This is a genomic window from Streptomyces sp. NPDC107498, from assembly GCF_055582805.1.
The window spans coordinates 36817-53801 of the sequence record NZ_JBVJPE010000012.1 but is presented as its reverse complement, the minus strand read 5'-3'; the positions used below and the strand labels follow the sequence as shown (position 1 = coordinate 53801).

Sequence of the window (16985 nt, the reverse complement as noted above, 5' to 3'; positions counted from 1 at the left end):
GGGTCACCGGTCCAGGCTCTGGGCGAACTCGGAGGCCCAGTAGGTGATGATCTGGGTGGCGCCGGCGCGGTGGATGGAGGCGAGGCTCTCCCGGACGACCTGGTCGCGGTCGATCCAGCCCTTGGCGGCGGCCGCCTCGACCATGGAGTACTCGCCGGAGACCTGGTAGGCGGAGACGGGCACCTGCACGTGGTCGGCGATGAGCCGGACGATGTCGAGGTAGGCGAGGGCGGGCTTGACCATGACCAGGTCGGCGCCCTCGGCGACGTCGAGGGAGACCTCCAGGAGGGATTCGCGGATGTTGCCGGGGTACTGCTGGTAGCCCTTGCGGTCGCCGCGCAGGGTGGACTCGACGGCGTCGCGGAAGGGGCCGTAGAAGTGCGAGGCGTACTTGGCGGAGTAGCCGAGGATGGCGACCGACTGGTGTCCGGCCCGGTCCAGGGCCTCGCGGATGCGGCGGACCTGGCCGTCCATCATGCCGCTGGGGGCGACGATCTGGGCGCCGGCGTCGGCCTGGACGACGGCGGCCCGCGCGTACAGCTCGATGCTGGCGTCGTTGTCGACGTCGCCGTTCGCGTCGAGGACGCCGGTGTGGCCGTGGTCGGTGTACTCGTCGAGGTTGATGTCGCCGATGACGACGGTGGAGTCGCCGACCTCGGCGACGACGTCGCGCAGGGCGACCTGGAGGATGCCGTCCGGGTCGACGGCGCCGGTGCCGGTGGGGTCCTTGTGCTCGGGGATGCCGAAGAGGATGAGTCCGCCGACCCCGTTGGCGACGGCCTCGGCGGCGGCCTTGCGGAGGGTGTCGCGGGTGTGCTGGAAGACGCCCGGCATGGAGGGGATCTCACGCGCTTCGGTGAGGCCCTCGCGGAGGAAGAGGGGCTGGACGAGGTTGGCGGGGCCGACGCGGGTCTCGGCGGCGAAGCGGCGCAGCGCGGGGGTGCGGCGGAGGCGGCGCGGGCGGTAGTAGGGGGCGGCGGGGTCGGTGGCCGCGGTGTTGCGACCGTAGGCGTCGTACGTCATGGGCGTGACTCCCTCGAAGGCGTGGCGGCGTGCGGGGCGGGGCGGTGGGGGTGCGGGCGCGGGGCGGTGGCCCCGGCGGGTCCTGCGGACACGGCATCTCCTGGAGGGCCTAGAGGGCCGAGCCGAGGAAGACCTGCTCCAGGTGCTTGGCGACGGGCTCGTCGGGGCGGCTGAACCAGTAGCCGTGGCCGCTGCGCTGGAAGAGCTTCAGCTCGCCCAGCTGGACGAGGGTCTCCGCGAGCTTCACGGCGAGCCCGGCGGGGTCGATCACGGGCAGGCCGTGGAGTTCGTGGATGCCGAGGTGCCAGAGGATCTCGTTGGGGATGCCCTCGGCGGGGATGATGACCTCGGCGCCGGCCCGGGCGGCGCGCTCGGCGGCCGCCGAGTACACCTCGACGAACTCGTCGAAGTCGCCCTCCAGGGAGCGGTGCACGGAGTCCCAGCCGCCGGGCACGACCTCGTACGAGCTGAGCGAGGACTCCAGGCGGTACTGGCGGATGTTGGCCCTGATGGGCTCCTCCAGCGGCGGCATGAAGCCGAGGACGCCGAAGCGCTGGCCGGTGAGCGCCGAGAGGAAGAAGGCCGTCTCGCCGTAGCCGAGGGTCGGGATGGAGGCGAGGTGGCGGGCGTCGCGCAGGCCGGGGTCCTGGCCGGCGGCGATCACCCAGGCGTCGTAGCCCTCCCGCTCCGCGACCAGCGCGGACTCGGAGAAGTGCCGGCTGAAGAGCACCTGGGCGGAGTGGTGGCCGACGAGGCCGAAGGGGGTGCGGTCGGGGTACGTGTCGGCCGGCAGGGTCTTGATGTCGACGGTGGTGCCGGGCGCGGCGATCGCGTCGAGGTGTGCGCGGTACCACTGGTCGAGCAGCGGCAGGCGCCCCTCAACGGTGTGCTTGTGAAACCAGATCCGCATGTGCGTCACCTTTCAGGGGTCGTGGTGCGACGTCGAGAAGTGATGCCTTGAGCAGGTAGTCGGTGGCCGCGCGGGGGTCCGCCGCGGTGCGCCTCAGGTCGGCGATCCGGGCGCAGAGTCCGGCCGGGCTCTCCAGGCCGGCCGTGCGGGCCTCGCTGCGCGGGATGACGGCCGTCTCGACGACGGAGCGGCGGCGGCCCAGGGCCGTGTCGAGCGGCGTCTCGTCGCCCGTGCCGTCGCCCAGGACCGCGGCGAGGGCCCGGCCCGTCTCCACGGCGTCGTGGATCCCGCAGTTCATGTTCAGTCCGCCGGCGGTGGAGGTGAGGTGGGCCGCGTCCCCGGCGAACAGGATCCGGCCGGCCCGGTAGCGGGGCAGCAGGAACCGCGCGAGCCGGTAGGTGTGCGCGTCCGTGACGCGCACGGCCCGTCCGGCGCCGCCCGGCAGGGCCCGGTCGACCCGGGCGCGCACGGCGTCCGGCGCGAGCACCTCGTCGCGGGGCGTCCCGCGCCGGATCCGGAAGATGAGCCGCCAGTGGTCGGGCATCCCGAGGACGCTGACCGAGCCGCGGGGGTCGCGGACGTACGTCAGCGCGGCGAGCCCGGGGACCAGTGCGTCGAGCGGGGCGTCGGTGACCACGCGCAGCGCGTAGTCCGGGTACTCCACGGCCGTGCCGGGCAGCCCGGCGAGCTCGCGCAGCCGGCTCCGGCTGCCGTCGGCCGCCAGGACGTACGGGTGGTGGGTGTCGGTGGTCCGCCCCGCCGTGTCCTCGGTGCGCAGCCGCACCCCGTCGCCGGTCTCGCCGGCTCCGGTGACGGTGGCTCCGAACCGCACGTCGGCGCGGCCGGTCGCGGTCAGCGCGTCGAGCAGCAGGGGGGTGAGCCGGGCCTGTTCGACGTGGAGCCGGTACGGATGGCGGGTGTGTCCGGCGAGCAGGGCGTAGTCCAGCTCGGCGTGGACGCCGCCGTCCAGGTCGCGCCACTGAACGCGGTCGACGGTGCGGCCCCGGACGCGCAGGGCGGCCGCGACGCCGAGTTCGTCGAGGAGGTCGAGGGTGGCGGGGTGGAAGGTGGAGGCGCGGGACTCGGTGGCCAGTTCGCTCCTGGACTCCAGGACGGTCACCGGGATCCCGGCGCGGGCCAGGACGAGCGCGGCGGTCAGTCCCACCGGTCCGGCGCCGACGACGGCGACGGGCCCGTGGGGCGTTCCGTGGCCGCTCACGACACGGCCGCGGCGGCGGGCCCGCGGGCACCGTCCCGGCCGCCGGTCTTCTCGGCCAGCCGGCGCAGCAGCGGGTGGGCGTCGGGGCCGTCGGCCGGGAGGCCGAGGACGTCGCGGGCCCACCAGGCGCTCGCCAGGTTGGAGGTGAGCAGGGTGCGCCCGCCGTCCCGGCCGAGCTCGGCGAGCGCGTCGAAGGTGAACATGCCGGTGCCGGTGAACAACAGGGTCGCTTCCTCGGGGAGTTCGGCCGCCCGGACCTGGGCGACGAGCTCCTCGGTGGTCACGTCGTACGGGGAGAAGCGCGCGCCGGCCCGGACCTTGACGATCCGGTCGACCGCGAGCCCGGCCGCCTCCCAGTAGGCGTGGGAGAGTTCGGTGAGCCAGGGCTCGTACGGCGAGACGAGGACGAGCCGTTCGGCGCCCACGGCCCGCGCGGTGTCGAGGATGGCCAGGGCGGCGGACCGTACGGGAGCCCCGACGCGCTCGGAGAGTTCCGCGCAGAGGGCGCGGTCCCCTTCGGGGGTGAGGAGGTAGTGCGAACCGGTGCAGGAGACGACGGCCGCGTCGAGACGCAGTCCGCCGAAATTCCCGAGCACTTCGGGGAGCACGTCGTTGTACTTCTCGAGACGACCGCGCAGGTCTTTTCCGGGAAGTACCGGGAATCGCGAGGTGTGGACATTGAATTCGGGGCCCACGAGGCTGCCGATCTCGGGTTCGGCGGCGGCGTTTCCGGACGGAACCACCACACCGAGCCGCGGCGCCGATTGCAGAGCCATGAGCGATTCTCTCCCATCCGTCGGTGCCATTGACATCACCGTACGGGCGGGGCGGCCCGCACATCGATACGGGAATCCGCACCCCTTTGCGGAGCTCCGGAAATGCGGACGGCGCCGCACCGTGAATACGGTGCGGCGCCGTCCACCGACGGGAATGTGGAATTCAGTTCGCCCGGGTCGCCTCGGCGACGAGTTCGTCGATCTTCGCGCGGCGGGTCAGTCCGCCGTTCACGGCCCAGTTCCCCTCCGGGATCTCGTTCACGACGAGCCAGACGACGGCGTCGGGCCCCGTCGCCGCGTGCACGTGCCGGGTGACCTCGGCGGCCAGCACCTCGTTCCGCTCGGGGGTGAGGAAGCCCTCCAGGGGCGTGACGACGACCAGGACGCCCGGGGGCCGGCCGGTGCCGGTGGCCGCGAGCCCCTTGGCGGCCTCGCGGACGTACACCCAGGTGGCGGCGGCGAAGAAGTCGGTGCGGGGCAGCTCCATGGCCGTCAGCACGGAGTCGGCGACCTGCTGCTGCAGGACCTCCGCGGCGGCTTCGGAGAGGGTGCCCTCGGGAACGGTTATCTCGACCAGCGGCATGGTGACTCCCCTTCGTCGGTGGGTGGGACGGACCGGTCAGCAGGCCAGCGCGGCTTCGAACCGGTCGATGGCAGCGGCCAGTTGGGCGCGCCTGCGGATGTCGAGCTTCCGGTAGATCCGGGTGATGTGCAGCTCCACGGCCCGGGTGGAGACCGTGAAGGACTCGGCGATCTGCTTGTTGGTCAGGCCGTCGAGCATCATCGTGGCGATGCGCCGCTCGTGGGCGGTCAGCTCCTCACGGGCGCTCGGCGGGGTGGGCGGCGCGGTGGGTGCCGGTGGGGCGAACGGCGCGACGGATGCCGGCGCGCCCCCGCGTATTCGCTCGTGGGTCCCGGCGCCTCCGGTGGACCGTTCGAGGCCGGCCAGCACCACGTGGCCCATGAGGGCGTTCCACTCCCGGACCCGCAGTTCGCCGATGACCTGCGCCTGCGCGTACGGGTCGGCGTACAGCACCCGTAAGAGCGTGCGGCGGTCGGGGGCCTCGCAGACCAGGAACTCCCCGGTGCCGTCCCGCCAGGGTCCGCCGCCGAGCAGGATGCCGCGCGCGGCCATTCTTTTCCAGTAGGCCCGGTGCGCCTCTCCGAAACTCAACCGGTCCGTCTCATTGCCACGGAAAACGAGTTCGACCACAAAAGCCACGTGCGACTCCCCCATAAAGGCCGGGTGTTTCCGCTTGCGACGCTACCATCCGACGCCCGCTCCATTGGTGAACACAATATTGCGGATGGCGGCCCGGCATTTCTGGGTTCCTCGGTCCTGCTGAATGCGTCCGGCTAATCGGCCGTCGCCGGCGCCGGTACGGGGGCGGCCTCGGGGGCCGGTTCGGCCGTCGGCTTCGGCTTGCGCCGCAGCAGCCCGGTGGCGGCGAGCACGGCCACCGCGCCGAGCCACACGGTCCAGCCGAGCGGCTCGCGCAGCACGACGGCGCCGAGCACGACGGCCACCGCGGTCATCAGATAGGTGACGGTGGAGGCCACCGTGGGCCCGTCCTTGATGATCAGCTCGAAGTTGAGCAGCGCGGCGAAGCCGGTGCAGACCACGCCGAGGACGAGGACCGAGATCACCGAGTCGGCGCGCCAGGTCACGGCCTGGAGGCCGAGGAACGGGAAGGCCGCGAGGAGCAGCACGGTCGCCGCGCCGAGCTGACCGCCCGCCAGCATCAGCGGCGGAATGCCCCTGCCCACGAGGAACTTGCCCATGTACGCGAAGCTGGCGCCGAAGCTGATCGAGCCGAGGACGAAGCAGAGGATGCTCCAACCGGTGCCCGCCGAGGCAGCGTTCCAGGGCGAGGCGATGAGCGCGGTGCCTCCGAGGCCGAGCAGCACCCCGCCCGCCTTGAAGCCGGAGACCCGCTTCTCCTGGCCGAGGAGCAGGGCGGCCGCCAGGGTCCAGATCGGCGCGCTGCCGTTGACCACGGCGGCCACGCTGCTGGAGCCGGCGATCTCCCCCTCGGCGTAGAGGGTCCAGGGGACGGCGTTGCCGAGGAGCGCGGCGACCGTCAGGTGGCCCCAGACGGCGGGCTCCCTGGGCAACCGGAGCCCCTTCGCGTAGCCGATGGCGAGGATGACGACGGCGCCGAGGGCGAGCCGGATCAGCACCATCTGCACGGGTGAGAAGCCGTATCCGGCGATCTTGATCCACAGGAAGACGGAGCCCCAGATGAGGCTCAGCGCGGCCAGCCGCGTGTACGTGGCTTTGGACATGGGTGTTCCCGATCCAGGAGGAGAGGAGGCGGAGGAGGAGGGGCGCGCGAAGTGGCCCGCGGTACGGGAACGAGCCTCGCAGCGGCGGCCGGACGGGTCCAGCAACGGCTTGTGGACGGTACCTTCCACGAGCCGTGGCGGATCGCGTTCCGCCTGGTCGGGCGTTCTCCCGCCGGGCCGGGCGTTCGTCCGTCGGGCCGGCGTTCTCCCACCGGGCCGGGCGTTCGTCCGTCGGGTCAGGCGGCGACGGCCGCCCGGGCCACCGTGCGGAGCGCGTCCAGGACGGCGGCGATCTCCGGGGAGGTCTGGCTGCCCTCCCGCACGGCCGCGAAGACCGTGCGGGACGGGGCCTGCTCGCTGAACGCGCGGATCGTCACCTCGGGCCGCGGAGTCGGCTTGGCCATCCGCGGGACGAGCGCGACCCCGAGGCCGAACCGCACCGCCGCCAGCGTGGCGTCCCAGTCGCCGATGGCGTGGGAGGCCTGCGGGGTGAAGCCCGCGGCGGTACAGGCGGCGACGCCGATGTCGTGGCACAGGCCCGTCGTCGCGAAGATCCAGGTCTCCTCGGCGAGGTCGGCGAGGAGCAACCGAGGGCTGTCCAGGAGCCGGTGGCCCTCCGGCAGGGCGATGTCGAAGGGGTCCTCGCAGAGCGCGACCCGGTGGAACCGCGCGTCGAAGCGCCCGTCCTCGCCCGCCGCTCCGGGGCGGCGGGCGGTGTCCGCGGAGATGACGACGTCCGTCTCGCCGCGGTGCAGCATGGAGAAGCTCTCCGGCGGGTCGACCTCGGCGAGCGAGGTCCGCAGGAGCGGCCGGCTCTCCCGCAGCCGGGCCACGGCGGGCAGGATCAGCGCCGAGAGGGTGGTGGAGAAACCGGCCACCGCGACCTCGCCGCGCTCGCCGCTGCCGTGCGCGGCGAGTTCCGCCCGCATCTGCTCGACCTGGGTGAAGACGGCGTCGGCGTGCCGGAGCACGATCCGCGCCGCGCCGGTGAGGCGCAGCCGCCGCCCGGACGGCTCGGTGAGCGGGACGCCCAACTCCCGTCCCAGGGCGCTGATCTGCTGCGAGACGGCCTGCGGGGTGAGGTGGAGGGCCTGGGCGGCGGCGCTGACGGTGCCGCGCTCGCTGAGCTCCCTGAGCACGCGCAGCTTCCGCAGGTCCAGATCGGTCACGTCCCGCACCCCTCCCCCGCTCTCCGCCGGCGCTTTCTCATCGTACGCAGCCGGCGTCCACGTCGATGACCTCCTTGACCAGTGTCTCCAGGACGTCCAGGTCCCGCGCCGTGCGGCCCGCCTCCCGCCGGTCGCCCGGATAGGTGGGGTCGAGGACGACGGCCCGGGCGCCCAGGTCCTGGAGGAGTCCGAGGTCGTCGGCGATCTGCGCCGGGGTGCCCTCGCCGAGCAGCCGGCCCGGGCCCAGCGGCCGGGGCGTGACCCGCAGCTTGATCCGGGGGCAGAGGTCGGGCACCGGGAGTTCCTGCTCCTCTGCGACCTGGCGGAGCGCGGGCAGTCCCACGCCGAGGAGCCAGTCGCCGGAGACGGAGGTGGGGTGCCAGGCGTCGCCGAGGCGGACGGCGCGGCGCAGCGCCCCGTAGCTGTGGCCGCCGACCCAGACGGGCGGCCCGGGCCGCTGGACGGGCAGCGGCCCGGTGTGGACCTCGCGGAAGGAGACGTGGACGCCGTCGAAGGAGGCGACCTCGTCGGCCCAGCAGGCCTTGATCGCGGCGAGGTACTCGTCGCTGATGGCCCCGCGCCTGCGGTACGGGACGTCGAGGACCGCGAACTCCCGGGCGGCCCAGCCGGCCGCCGCGCCGAACACCAGCCGGCCGTTGCTGAACCGGTCGATGTTGGCGGCGACGCGGGCGGTGTGCACGGGGTGGCGGTACGGGAGGATCGTCACCGTCGTGCCGAGTCCCACCGTCCCGGTGACGCCGGCGAGCCAGGCGAGGGTCGCGAAGGGGTCGTAGAACGGGGCGGGGAAGAGGTGCTGGACGTCCGGGGTGAGCGCGACGTGGTCGGAGACCATGGCGTAGTGGTAGCCCATCGCCTCGACCCGCAGCGCCCAGTCGGCGAGGGCGTCGGGGGTGGCTTCGGGGCCGTAGTTGGGCAGATTGACGCCGAACTTCACGAGGCGTTCCTTTCGGGGGCCCCGGCCGCGGTCGCGTCCGCGGCTCCGGCCCCGTGGGCGTGGTCCGGGACGTGCGGTCCGGTCCCGTGGGCGTGGTCCTGAGGGGGTGGGCCGGTGACGCGCCGGGCCACCGCGAGGTGGAAGAGGACTCCCGCGAGCGCGACCGCGGCGGCCAGGAGCGGCAGCCGGCCGGCGTCGAGCCCGTGGGCGAGGGCGAGGCCGCCGAGCGCGGAGCCGACGGCGCCGCCGAGGTAGGTGGCGGAGCTGTTGAGGCCGACGGCGGCGGCGCCGCCCTCGGCGGAGCCTCCGGGGCCGTCCGCGGCGCCGGTCCCGGAAGCCTCGCCCGCCAGGAGCCGGTGCTGCTGCGGGACGACGAAGGCCCAGCCGACCGCGCCCCAGACGAGCAGCGGCAGCAGGACGAGGCCGGGCACGGCACCGGTCCACGGCAGCAGCGCCAGGGCGCCGCCGAGGATGCCGAGGAGCGCGACCGCGAGGCGGGCGGGCCGCCCCGTCCGGTCGACGAGGGTGCCGGCGAGGAGGCTGCCGCAGACCCCGCCGATGCCCCAGACCCACAGGTACGGCACCGCGCTGCCCACGTCGGCGACGCGGCGCAGCACCGGTTCGAGGTAGGTGTAGAGCCCGAGGCTGGCCACGGTCTGGGTGAAGGTGACGGTGACGACCACCGCGACCCGGGGCCGGGCGAGGGCGCCGATCCGGGCCCGCAGCGGGGGCGCGGCGGCTCCCCGCACGGGCGGCAGCGCCGCCGCGACGCCGAGCAGCGCGACCAGGCCGAGCGCGGTGATCAGCCACAGGGCGGCCCGCCAGCCGGAGCCGGCCGCGACCAGCAGCCCGAGCGGCACGCCGAGCACGGTGCCCGCGCTCATCCCGCCGAGGACCAGGCCGAGGGCGCGCCCGCGCCGTTCGGGCGGGACGAGCGCGACGGCCGCGGTGGCCGCCGCGGGGGTGAAGAGGCCGGCCCCGGCACCGGCGAGGGCTCGGGTGCCGAGGAGCACGGCGTACGAACCGGCGAGCGCCGTACCGGCGTTGGCGAGGACGAAGACGACGAGTGCGGTGACGAGGAGCGCCCGGGTGCCCCGGCGGGCGAGGACGGCCGAGAGGAGCGGCGCGGCCAGCGCGTAGCAGAGGGTGAAGGCGGTGACGGACTGGCCCGCGAGGGAGACGGAGACGTCCAGGTCGGCGCCCATGTCCGGGAGCAGTCCGGCCATCGCGTAGGCGTCGGTCCCCATGGCGAAGGAGCCGAGTGCGAGCAGGCCCACCGCGCGCGTGCCGCCCATCACGCCCTCCTCGTGGTCGTCGTACGGAACGGTCATCGGGACGCTACTGACCGGGCGCCCCTCCCGCAGCCCGCGACACCGAAGAGGGTTCGGGGTTCCGCAGCCTCCGACCCCCGCTCCCCTCGGATCGGCCGGCCACCGGCCTACGGTGGATCCCTCCAGGAACCCTGGTTCTCCAGGAGGGAGTCCACCGTGCTCGACCTGTCCGTCATCCACGCGATGTTCCCGCCCGATCTCCCGGAACCGGCCGACTGGGAGCGGCGGTTCGGGCCGCGCGCCCTGCCGGACGGCGCCGAGGTCACGCGCTTCGCCCCGAGCCCCACCGGGCACCTGCACATCGGCGGCCTCTACACGGCGGCCGTGGCCCGGGCGCTCGCCCGCCAGTCGGGCGGGGTGCACGTGCTGCGCGTCGAGGACACCGACCGGTCCCGGCAGGTGGCGGGCGCCGCGCAGGAGTTCTCCCGGCTGCTCGGCGCCTTCGGGCTCGCCCCGGACGAGGGGGGTGTCGACGGGGACGGGGCGTGGGGACCGTACCTCCAGTCGGAGCGCCGGGACGTCTACCTCAGCCATGTGCGGGACCTCCTCCGCCGCGACCGCGCCTATCCCTGCTTCTGCGGCAGGGACCTCCTCGCGCGGAGCGCCGGGGAGCAGCGCGCGGGCCGCTCCCCGCTGGGCTACTACGGGCGGTGGGCGCCGTGCCGGACGCTGGCGCCGGAGGAGGCGGCGCGGCGGCTCGCGGCCGGCGAGCCGTACGTGGTGCGGTTCCGCTGCCCGTACGAGTTCCCCGGCCGGATCCGGTTCACGGACCGCATCCGGGCCTCCGTCACCATGCAGGACAACGGCAACGACATCGTCCTCCTGAAGTCCTCCGAGGAGGAACTTCCGCTGCCCACCTACCACTTCGCGCACGTCGTGGACGACCACCTGATGCGGGTGACGCTGGTGGTGCGCGGCGAGGAGTGGCTCTCCTCGACCCCGGTCCACCTGCAACTGCACACGGCGCTCGGCTTCGCGCCGCCCTCGTACGCGCACCTCGCCCCGCTCATGAAGGCGGAGGGGCCCTCGCGCCGCAAGCTCAGCAAGCGCAAGGACCCCGAGGCGTCGGTGGACTACTACCTGTCCGCCGGCTACCCGCCCGCCGCGGTCCAGCACTACCTGCGGGGCCTCGCCAACATCCGGCTGATGGACGTGCCCACCGCCGAGGCGCTCGCCGCCGACGTCCGGCTGGACGGCATGCGCCCCTCGGGGCCGCTGCTCGACCTGCCCAAGCTGCACTCGCTGAGCCGTGAGTTCATCGCCTCGCTCACCCCGCGGGAGCTGTACGGGCAGCTGCTCGCCTGGGCGGAGGAGTACGACCCGGAGCTCGCCTCCGTCCTCGCCCGCCACGAGGGCCTCGCCCTGGCGGCCGTGGCCACGGGCCGGCCGGAGGGCGCGCCCGCCCGCAAGGACCTGGAGCGCTGGTCGTGCTTCCGCGACCGGTACGGCTTCTTCTTCGCGGAGCTCTTCGGCCCGGTGCCGACGCCCGGGGACGACCGCTACGGCGGTCTCGCCCCGGACCTCGTGCGGCGGATCGCCGCCGACTTCGCCGCCGTCCCCGCCGACGAGTGGTTCGCGGAGCTCGGGGGGATCGCCGGGCGCCACGGCTTCGCCCCGGACACGGCCTCCTGGCGCCGGGACCCGGACCGCTGGGCGGGACCGCCGAGGACGGTCGCGAACGTGGTCCGGGTCGCACTGACGGGCGCCACCCGCAGCCCGGACCTCCTCGCCGTGGCCCGCGCGCTGGGCCGGGACGAGGTGGCGCGCCGCCTCACCGCCGTGGCGGGGTGAGGCGGCGGGCGGCACACGGCGTGCCGACCGGTGCCCTCGGTCCGGGCGCGGGACCACCGCGGGAGAGGCCGGCTGCCGGCTCGGCGGGGGGGCCAGGGGCGGACGGGGACTGTCCTCAAGATCACCGAGCGTGCTCCGACGCTAACCGCCGGAGCCCCGGCACCCCGGCAGGACACACGGCGCACCGCGTGCCGACGGACCCCCTCACCGCTTCGGCGGAGCGCACTCGGGGCCGCCGGGGGGGCCGGGTCCGGGCCCCCGCACCGGCGAGCCTGGCCAGGGACGGCGGTGAGCTGGCAGGATCGCTGCATGCTCCCCTCGCTCTCCCGTGCCGCCCGCCGCCGTGTCCTGGCGGTCTCGGCCGCGCTGCTCGCGCTGTGCGGGGTGCTGGTGTGGTGGCTCGTCCCCTTCGGTTCCCCGGCCCCGAGCGGCTCGGTCACCTTCAGTACGGGCGTCCCCACCGGCGTCTACCAGCGGTACGGGGACCTCCTCAGGAACGCCCTGGCGCAGGACCTGCCCGAGGTGTCGATAACGCTCAAGGACAGCGAGGGCTCCCAGCAGAACCTGGCCCGGGTCGCCACGGGCGAGGCCGACTTCACGATCGCGACGGCCGACGCGGTGGCCCAGTACCAGCGCGAGCGCAGACCCGGTTTCGAGCGGTTGCGCGGCTGCGCCCGGCTCTACGACGACTACGTCCAGCTCGTCGTGCGCAAGGGCTCCCCGGTGCAGAGGGTCCAGGACCTGCGCGGGCTCCGGGTCGGGGTGGGCCAGGACGGGTCCGGCGTCCGGCTGATCGCCGACCGGGTCCTCGCGGCCTCGGGCCTGACCCCCGACCGGGACGTCGAGCCGGTCTCGGCGGGCATCGACACGATGCCGGGGCTCCTGCAGCGGGACGAGCTCGACGCCTTCTTCTGGTCGGGCGGGCTGCCCACCCAGGCGGTGCAGACGCTGTCCGAGCGCTTCCCGGTCCGGCTGATCCCGCTGGACGCGCAGCTGGTCGACCGGCTGCACGACGTCGGCGATTCGACCCGGTACTACCGGTCGGCGGTGATCCCGGCGGACGCGTACGCGAAGGCGCAGGACGGGCTGTCGGTGGAGACCCTGGCGGTGGCGAACCTGCTGGTCACCACGGTGGACGCCGACGACGACCTGGTCGAGGGCTTCACGCGCACGGTGATCAGGAGCCGGGACGGGATCGGCCGCCGGGTCCACCCGGCCCAGCTGGTGGACCTGCGCACCGCCGTCTACACCGACCCCCTGAATCTCCACGACGGCGCCCGCCGCTACTACCGGTCGGTGAAGCCCTGACGCCGGGGTCCTAGGGCGCGTCCCGTTCCGCGGGGGCGTGCCGGGGAACGGTGACCGTCACCCGCAGGCCGTGCGGTTCGTTCGGGGCGAAGCCCACGTCTCCCCCGCCGGCCGTCAGCAGGACGCGCACGATGGAGAGGCCGAGGCCCGAGCCCTTGACGTTCTGGTGCCGGCCCGAGCGCCAGAAGCGGTCGCCGACCCGGCCGAGCTCCTCCTCGGTGAGGCCCGGCCCGTGGTCGGCGACGACCACGGCGACGGTCGACCGGTCGGGGACGACCGTGACCGCGACCTCCTCCCCGGCGGGGGTGAACTTCAGCGCGTTGTCGATCACCGCGTCGAGGGCGCTGGAGAGGGCCACCGGGTCCGCCCAGGCGGTGACCGCCCCGCACTCCCCGGTCAGCGTGACGCCCTTGTCCTCGGCGACCGGACGCCAGGACGCGACCCGCTCGGCGGTGAGCGCGCCGACGTCGGTGAGCCGCAGCTCGGCCGCCGCGTGCTCGGCGAGCGCCAGGTCGAGGAGGTCGTCGAGGACCTGGGCGAGGCGCTTGCCCTCGGTGCGTACGGAGGCGATCTCCTCGTTGCCCTCGGGCAGCTCCAGGGCGAGGAGCTCGATCCGCAGGAGCAGCGCGGCCAGCGGGTTGCGCAGCTGGTGGGAGGCGTCGGCGACGAAGGCCCGCTGCTGTTCGAGCGCCTCCTCGACGTTGTCGGCCATCTCGTTGAACGAGCGCGCGAGGCGCCGCAGTTCGGGCGGTCCGCCGGTGGCGGCGACGCGCGAGTTCATCCGCCCGGTGGCGATGTCGTGGGTGACGGCGTCGAGGACGCGGACCGGCCGCAGCACCCAGCCGGTGAGCCGGAAGGCGGCGCCGACGGCGAGCAGCATCGCGGCGGCCTCGCCCGCGAAGATCAGCAGCCAGCCGCGCAGGATGCGGGAGCGGAGCTGTCCGGTGGGCGAGTCGGTGACGACGACGGCGACGACGTCCCCGTCGCGGACGACGGGGGAGGCGATGGTGAGCCGCGCGCCCCCCTGCCAGGGCCAGACCTGGGGCGGGTCGTGGCTGCGGCGCCCGAGCAGCGCCTCGTTGAAGGCGCGCCTGCCCTCCCCCTCGTACGGGACGACCCAGTCCTCGGGGGCGGCGGCCATGGCGCGGTTGTCGCGGTAGAAGATCCCGGCGCGGATGCCGTACACGTCGTGGTAGCTGGCGAGTTCACCGCTGAGCGTGGTGCGCCGCTCGTCGGTGCCGGGGCTGGTCTCGCCGACGAACTGGGCGAGGGCGGCGAAGCGTGCGGCGTCGTCGAGCCGGTCGACGACGACCCGCTGCTGCTCGGACGCGGCGAGGCTGGCGGCGAGCGGGAAGCCCAGGGCCAGCAGCACGCCGGCCATCAGCACGATGAGCAGCGGGAGGAGTCGGGTGCGCACGTCAGGACCGTCCGGGAAGGGTCACGCGACGGGGGCGACGAGGCGGTAGCCGACGCCCCGCACGGTCTCGATCAGGGCGGGCATCCGCAGTTTGGAGCGCAGGGAGGCGACGTGCACCTCCAGGGTGCGGCCGGTCCCCTCCCAACTGGTGCGCCAGACCTCGCTGATGATCTGCTCGCGGCGGAAGACGACGCCGGGCCGCTGGGCGAGGAGGGCGAGCAGGTCGAACTCCTTGCGGGTGAGCGGGACGCTCTCGCCGTCGACGCTGACCCGGCGGGTGGGCAGCTCGATGGTGACGGGGCCGAGCCGCAGTACGGTCCCCTCGGCGGCGCCCGTGGTGCCGCCGGTCTCCTCGGCCCCGGTGTTGCGCCGGCTGACGGCGTGGATGCGGGCGAGGAGCTCGCCGGGGTCGTAGGGCTTGACGACGTAGTCGTCGGCGCCGAGGTTGAGCCCGTGGATCCGGGAGCGCACGTCTCCGCGCGCGGTCACCATGATCACCGGGGTGGTGGTGAGCTTCCGGATGCGGCCGCAGACCTGGTAGCCGTCCTGGTCGGGCAGGCCGAGGTCGAGCAGGATCACCCCGTAGGAGGGCCGCTCGCCCTGGGCGGTGGGCAGGACGGCCTGGAGCGCCTCCTCGCCGTTGCGGGCGTGCGTGACCGTGAAGCCGTGCTTCGCGAGGATCGCGGAGAGGGCGGCGGCGACGTGGTCGTCGTCCTCGACGAGCAGCAGTCGCATGCGTACCTCCTCCGTGAAGATTCCGTCGTGATGTGCCGATGGCGGCTCTCTGTGTACCAGGTGCCACCAGGGCATGAACACCGAACACGGGTGTCACAGTCAAGTGTCCCCCGGTGACGCCGCCGTTTCCGTTATGCAGCCGGTACGGCACGGGCGCCGCCTTCACGCGCCGTGTCCGTGCGCAGCCGGATCGTTATCCTCAATTTCCGCTCAGATGTGATGACGCTCGTCACATCGGGTCTCTAGTGTCCTCCCCAACCGAGGAGGACGGAGCAAGAGGCCGATGAGCGGAGAGTCAGTGTCCAAGAGTCCCGAGGCCACCCCGCGTGCCGCGGACGACCTGGTCGTACTGTCCGACGTGAACAAGCACTTCGGCGCGCTGCATGTCCTCCAGGACATCGATCTGACGATCGCCCGCGGCGAGGTCGTGGTCGTCATCGGACCGTCCGGGTCCGGCAAGTCGACGCTGTGCCGCACGATCAACCGGCTGGAGAGCGTCGACTCCGGCACCATCACCATCGACGGCAAGCCGCTGCCGCAGGAGGGCAGGGAGCTCGCCCGCCTGCGTTCCGACGTCGGCATGGTCTTCCAGTCGTTCAACCTCTTCGCGCACAAGACGGTGCTCGAGAACGTGATGCTGGGCCAGATCAAGGTCCGCAGGACGGAGAAGAAGGCCGCCGAGGCCAAGGCCCGGGCCCTGCTCGACCGGGTCGGCGTCGGCACCCAGGCGGACAAGTACCCCGCTCAGCTCTCCGGCGGTCAGCAGCAGCGCGTGGCGATCGCCCGCGCGCTCGCGATGGACCCGAAGGTCATGCTCTTCGACGAGCCGACCTCGGCCCTCGACCCGGAGATGATCAACGAGGTCCTGGAGGTCATGCAGCAACTGGCCCGGGACGGCATGACGATGGTGGTCGTCACCCACGAGATGGGCTTCGCCCGCTCCGCCGCCAACCGGGTCGTCTTCATGGCCGACGGAAAGATCGTCGAGCAGGCGACGCCCGAGGAGTTCTTCAGCAATCCGCGCAGCGACCGGGCTAAGGACTTCCTGTCCAAAATCCTTCACCACTGAGCGGGTGGACGACCTAGTCTTCCCAACTCACGCCTACTCAAGGGACTTTCCACCATGAAGCTTCGCAGCGCCTCCGCCGCCGCCGCGGCCGCCGTCGTCCTCGCCCTGACCGCCACCGCCTGTGGCGGCGGTTCCGACTCCGGCAGCAACGGCGACGAGATCAACGTCGGCATCAAGTTCGACCAGCCGGGCCTCGGCCTGAAGACCCCGGACGGCAAGTACGCCGGTTTCGACGTCGACGTCGCCCGTTACGTCGCCAAGGAGCTCGGCTACTCCGAGGACAAGATCAACTTCAAGCAGGCGCCCAGCGCCGAGCGCGAGAACCTGATCAAGAACGGTGACGTGAAGTTCGTCGTCGCCAGCTACTCGATCAACGACAAGCGCAAGAAGGAGGTCGACTTCGCGGGTCCGTACTTCCTGACCCACCAGGACCTCCTCGTCCGCGCCGACGACAAGTCGATCACCAAGGTCGAGGACCTCAACTCCAAGAAGCTCTGCTCGGTCACCGGCTCGACCTCCGCGCAGAACGTCAAGGAGAAGCTCGCCCCGAAGGCCGACCTCCAGCAGCTCGGCGGCTACTCCGAGTGCCTCACCGGCCTGGAGAACAAGGCCGTCGACGCCCTGACGACGGACGCCTCGATCCTCGCGGGCTACGCCTCGCAGAAGGAGCACCAGGGCAAGTTCAAGCTCGTCGGCCTGAAGATGAGCGACGAGAACTACGGCATCGGCCTGAAGAAGGGCGACGACGAGCTGCGCGGCAAGATCAACAAGGCGCTGGAGAAGATGGTCTCCGACGGCACCTGGGAGAAGCTCGTCAAGCAGCACTTCGGCCCCTCCGGCTACCAGTACGAGCCCGCGCCGAAGGTCGAGAACTGATCCACCCCGCTTGACGCCGTGACGGCCGCCCCGCGCACGGGCGGCCGTCGCACCGGCACCGGCCGCCGCCCACGCGGCGGCCTCCACACCGACCGACCACCAGGGGAGAGCGCGGGGCAT

General features: G+C 73.3%; 16 protein-coding genes. 4 read left to right on the top strand and 12 right to left on the bottom strand.

Features of this window, described 5'->3' with window-relative positions; genetic code table 11:
* Positions 1–3: 3 nt before the first annotated feature.
* From hemB to ACZ66Z_RS21755, 10 genes are all read right to left on the bottom strand, one after another.
* Positions 4–1023 (bottom strand): porphobilinogen synthase, encoded by a 1020-nt coding sequence (gene hemB, locus ACZ66Z_RS21800; RefSeq protein WP_469936341.1) that lies wholly within the window; start codon positions 1021–1023, stop codon positions 4–6.
* 109 nt (positions 1024–1132) lie between these two features.
* Positions 1133–1933, bottom strand: coding sequence for an aspartate/glutamate racemase family protein (locus tag ACZ66Z_RS21795; protein ID WP_469936339.1), 801 nt, complete (start codon positions 1931–1933; stop codon positions 1133–1135).
* Positions 1902–3152 (bottom strand): FAD-dependent oxidoreductase, encoded by a 1251-nt coding sequence (locus tag ACZ66Z_RS21790; RefSeq protein ID WP_469936337.1) that lies wholly within the window; start codon positions 3150–3152, stop codon positions 1902–1904. Before ACZ66Z_RS21790 ends, ACZ66Z_RS21795 begins: the two co-directional genes overlap by 32 nt.
* Positions 3149–3928: a maleate cis-trans isomerase family protein gene (locus tag ACZ66Z_RS21785; protein WP_469936336.1), complete on the bottom strand. Its 780-nt coding sequence runs from the start codon at positions 3926–3928 to the stop codon at positions 3149–3151. Before ACZ66Z_RS21785 ends, ACZ66Z_RS21790 begins: the two co-directional genes overlap by 4 nt.
* A gap of 163 nt (positions 3929–4091) precedes the next feature.
* The gene (locus ACZ66Z_RS21780) at positions 4092–4511 is read right to left on the bottom strand and encodes a tautomerase family protein (RefSeq protein ID WP_469936334.1); all 420 of its coding nucleotides are present in this window, start codon (positions 4509–4511) and stop codon (positions 4092–4094) included.
* Positions 4512–4547: 36 nt separating this feature from the next.
* Positions 4548–5102: a LuxR C-terminal-related transcriptional regulator gene (locus ACZ66Z_RS21775; protein WP_469936332.1), complete on the bottom strand. Its 555-nt coding sequence runs from the start codon at positions 5100–5102 to the stop codon at positions 4548–4550.
* Positions 5103–5284: 182 nt separating this feature from the next.
* Positions 5285–6214 carry a DMT family transporter gene (locus tag ACZ66Z_RS21770; protein ID WP_469936330.1) on the bottom strand — a complete coding sequence of 310 codons (930 nt, stop codon included), beginning with the start codon at positions 6212–6214 and terminating at the stop codon, positions 5285–5287.
* A gap of 236 nt (positions 6215–6450) precedes the next feature.
* Positions 6451–7383 (bottom strand): LysR family transcriptional regulator, encoded by a 933-nt coding sequence (locus ACZ66Z_RS21765; protein ID WP_469936328.1) that lies wholly within the window; start codon positions 7381–7383, stop codon positions 6451–6453.
* Positions 7384–7420: 37 nt separating this feature from the next.
* Positions 7421–8338, bottom strand: coding sequence for a TIGR03619 family F420-dependent LLM class oxidoreductase (locus tag ACZ66Z_RS21760; protein WP_469936326.1), 918 nt, complete (start codon positions 8336–8338; stop codon positions 7421–7423).
* On the bottom strand, positions 8335–9669 hold the full coding sequence (locus ACZ66Z_RS21755; RefSeq protein WP_469936324.1) for an MFS transporter: 1335 nt from the start codon (positions 9667–9669) through the stop codon (positions 8335–8337). The genes ACZ66Z_RS21760 and ACZ66Z_RS21755 overlap by 4 nt, the downstream gene beginning before the upstream one ends.
* Positions 9670–9825: 156 nt before the next feature.
* Here ACZ66Z_RS21755 and ACZ66Z_RS21750 point away from each other — a divergent pair, with 156 nt between their 5' ends.
* Both ACZ66Z_RS21750 and ACZ66Z_RS21745 read left to right on the top strand, forming a co-directional pair.
* Positions 9826–11460 (top strand): glutamate--tRNA ligase, encoded by a 1635-nt coding sequence (locus ACZ66Z_RS21750; protein WP_469936322.1) that lies wholly within the window; start codon positions 9826–9828, stop codon positions 11458–11460.
* A 309-nt stretch (positions 11461–11769) separates the two neighbouring features.
* The gene (locus ACZ66Z_RS21745) at positions 11770–12768 is read left to right on the top strand and encodes a TAXI family TRAP transporter solute-binding subunit (RefSeq protein ID WP_469936320.1); all 999 of its coding nucleotides are present in this window, start codon (positions 11770–11772) and stop codon (positions 12766–12768) included.
* 10 nt (positions 12769–12778) lie between these two features.
* Here the strand turns inward: ACZ66Z_RS21745 and ACZ66Z_RS21740 are convergent, their stop codons facing one another.
* Complete coding sequence (locus ACZ66Z_RS21740) at positions 12779–14185, bottom strand: sensor histidine kinase (protein ID WP_469936318.1); 1407 nt, start codon at positions 14183–14185, stop codon at positions 12779–12781.
* A gap of 21 nt (positions 14186–14206) precedes the next feature.
* A complete protein-coding gene (locus tag ACZ66Z_RS21735; RefSeq protein WP_469936316.1) occupies positions 14207–14920 on the bottom strand; it encodes a response regulator transcription factor in 714 nt (237 codons plus the stop codon).
* 283 nt (positions 14921–15203) lie between these two features.
* Between ACZ66Z_RS21735 and ACZ66Z_RS21730 the strand changes: the two genes are divergently transcribed.
* Positions 15204–15989 carry an amino acid ABC transporter ATP-binding protein gene (locus tag ACZ66Z_RS21730; protein ID WP_469936314.1) on the top strand — a complete coding sequence of 262 codons (786 nt, stop codon included), beginning with the start codon at positions 15204–15206 and terminating at the stop codon, positions 15987–15989.
* Between the two features lie 54 nt (positions 15990–16043).
* Positions 16044–16865, top strand: a complete 822-nt coding sequence (locus ACZ66Z_RS21725) for a glutamate ABC transporter substrate-binding protein (protein WP_469936312.1) — start codon at positions 16044–16046, stop codon at positions 16863–16865.
* The last annotated feature ends 120 nt before the right edge of the window (positions 16866–16985 follow it).

Coding starts and splice junctions, on each gene's coding strand:
- ACZ66Z_RS21770 (WP_469936330.1), bottom strand. CDS start 6,214: ATGTCCAAAGCCACGTACACGCGGCTGGCCGCGCTGAGCCTCATCTGG.
- ACZ66Z_RS21780 (WP_469936334.1), bottom strand. CDS start 4,511: ATGCCGCTGGTCGAGATAACCGTTCCCGAGGGCACCCTCTCCGAAGCC.
- ACZ66Z_RS21735 (WP_469936316.1), bottom strand. CDS start 14,920: ATGCGACTGCTGCTCGTCGAGGACGACGACCACGTCGCCGCCGCCCTC.
- ACZ66Z_RS21745 (WP_469936320.1), top strand. CDS start 11,770: ATGCTCCCCTCGCTCTCCCGTGCCGCCCGCCGCCGTGTCCTGGCGGTC.
- ACZ66Z_RS21755 (WP_469936324.1), bottom strand. CDS start 9,669: ATGACCGTTCCGTACGACGACCACGAGGAGGGCGTGATGGGCGGCACG.
- ACZ66Z_RS21785 (WP_469936336.1), bottom strand. CDS start 3,928: ATGGCTCTGCAATCGGCGCCGCGGCTCGGTGTGGTGGTTCCGTCCGGA.
- ACZ66Z_RS21725 (WP_469936312.1), top strand. CDS start 16,044: ATGAAGCTTCGCAGCGCCTCCGCCGCCGCCGCGGCCGCCGTCGTCCTC.
- ACZ66Z_RS21730 (WP_469936314.1), top strand. CDS start 15,204: ATGAGCGGAGAGTCAGTGTCCAAGAGTCCCGAGGCCACCCCGCGTGCC.
- hemB (WP_469936341.1), bottom strand. CDS start 1,023: ATGACGTACGACGCCTACGGTCGCAACACCGCGGCCACCGACCCCGCC.
- ACZ66Z_RS21795 (WP_469936339.1), bottom strand. CDS start 1,933: ATGCGGATCTGGTTTCACAAGCACACCGTTGAGGGGCGCCTGCCGCTG.